The sequence below is a fragment of the Nocardia suismassiliense genome (assembly GCF_900269665.1).
Lineage (GTDB): Bacteria > Actinomycetota > Actinomycetes > Mycobacteriales > Mycobacteriaceae > Nocardia > Nocardia suismassiliense.
Genome location: NZ_LT985377.1, coordinates 1 through 2,065, shown reverse-complemented (window position 1 = coordinate 2,065; position 2,065 = coordinate 1). Strand labels below are relative to the sequence as shown.

The following is a 2,065-nucleotide window of genomic DNA, read 5'->3' as shown; positions in this document are numbered from 1 at the left end:
TGGTCCGCCGCGGTGTGGCAGATTTCGCCGAAGGCGGCGTCGCGAGGGTGGAGTTCGGCCAATCCGGCGATGGTCGGCGCTATTTCGTCGATGAGCACGGTGCCGACTCGGACGGCGTCGATGATGACGTTCTCCTCGCGGTCGCCGAGGAACATGCGCTGACGTTTGCCGCGCGGGTTCCACACGCCGTAATGCAGCACGGTGTCGCGCGGGACCATGTCCACCGAAAGCCCCCATGCGAGCAACGCGTCCGTGCCCTCGGGTGCGGCTTCGAGCGGTTCGACACCGTGGCGTTGCAATGAGGACAGCAACATTCCGACATCGCGCATTGCGGCCAAGCGGTCGGCGACATCAGTTAGTTCTATTTCCCGGGCTCGCCACAACAGTTCTCGAAACGAGGTGACGAGTTGCGGCACATCGGCGGCCGCATTCAGTTCGGGCAGCCGCGCCAGCACTGCGTCGGCGGACAATGGGTCGCGGTGCGCAACGTGCAGGCACGACGCTTCGTCGAGGCGTATCTGTTCGACTCCGCTACTGACCGGCTCGATGTGTTCGGACAAGCGTGACCGCTTCTTCAGGGCTGGCATCGGATCCTCTCTTGCTGCTGAGAGTCGTCACAACTCGCAGGTGGTCGCGCATTCGTGCCGTCACCCCGAACGGTCCGGAGCGACAGTGTGCGCAAGGCAAACAAACATCCCATGATCGCGGGCAGCTGAATTGGGCAAACTTTGGGTAAATGCCAACTGATTGCGCTTGGTGCCCAAGTGGGGAATCCCCGGATGTGCGATGGCTGGTTTCGCTCGAACTGGACGTGTGACCATTAAGCCTGTTGTCGGCCACCGGATCGGGGAAGCCAATGCGAACAATCATGATGAGGACGATGGCCGCAGTGCGGGCGCGGGCCCGGCAATGCGCGATCGGCGCCGCCGTGGCCGCGATCGGATGTTCGGTCCTGGTCCCGATTCCTGCGCAAGCCGCCCCGCCGGTGCTCAGTCAGATTCGGGTCGAGGGTAGTTATCTCGTCGACGCGCAAGGCCGCAAGGTGTTGCTGCACGGAGTCAACAATGTCGACAAGCAAGCGCCTTATGTGGAACCGGGTGACGGCTTCACCGTGACCGACCAGGACGCGGCACTGCTCGCGCGGCACGGATTCAACACCGTGCGGCTCGGCGTGAGCTTCGCCGGACTGATGCCCACCCGCGGCGTCGTCGACACCGCCTACCTCGACCGCATCACCTCGGTGGTCGATACCCTTGCGGCTCAAGGCATTTACACGCTGCTCGACAACCACCAGGACGGACTGTCGAAGATCTGGGGCGGCAACGGATTTCCGGAATGGTCGCTGCGTGCGCGACCGGCCGCCTGGGAACCGAACCCCGGCTTCCCGCTCTACTACCTGATGCCCAGCATGAACCGTGGCTGGGATGAAGTGTGGGACAACAGCAATGGCGTGCTCGACCACCTCGGCACGGCGCTGGCGGCACTGGCCGAAAAGGTCAAGGGACGCACCGGCGTGCTCGGTATCGAGCTGATGAACGAACCATGGCCAGGATCGGCCTTCCACACCTGCTTCCCGAACGGCTGCCCCCGCTTCGACACCAAATATCAAGCGGCCATGCAGAAGCTGACCGACGCCGTGCGTGCCCGCAACGCAAGCATCCCGGTCTTCTGGGAACCGAACGTCACCTGGAACGAAACCATGCCGACCAACCTGGGCAAGAACCCACCGATCACCTCACCCGGCATCGTCTTCGCACCGCACGACTACTGCATCCCCAGCCAACTGGCCATCTACCTCGGCCTACCCGAAGAACTACGCGGCGTATGCCCGGTCCAGCAGGACAAAACCTGGGGCAACATCGATTCCTTCACCAAACGAACCGGAATCCCCACGCTCGTAACGGAATTCGGCGACGGCGACGCAACAGTCCTGCGCAACACCCTCACCCGAGCCGACGAACGCTTCATCGGCTGGCAATACTGGCACTACGCCTCCAGCTTCGGCCCCGGCGCCCCCAAACCCGACCCCTTCCTCGGCGACATCGGCCGCGACCTGGTCCGCACC

Annotated in this window: 2 protein-coding genes; one reads left to right on the top strand and one right to left on the bottom strand. The window is 63.6% G+C overall.

Annotated elements, in window-relative coordinates:
- Positions 1–587, bottom strand: a 587-nt coding sequence (locus DBO33_RS42435; RefSeq protein WP_159080866.1) for a monodechloroaminopyrrolnitrin synthase PrnB family protein, incomplete at its 3' end; no start/stop codon positions are given.
- Between the two features lie 293 nt (positions 588–880).
- Here DBO33_RS42435 and DBO33_RS42430 point away from each other — a divergent pair.
- Positions 881–2,065, top strand: a 1,185-nt coding sequence (locus DBO33_RS42430; protein WP_234391498.1) for an endoglycoceramidase I, incomplete at its 3' end; no start/stop codon positions are given.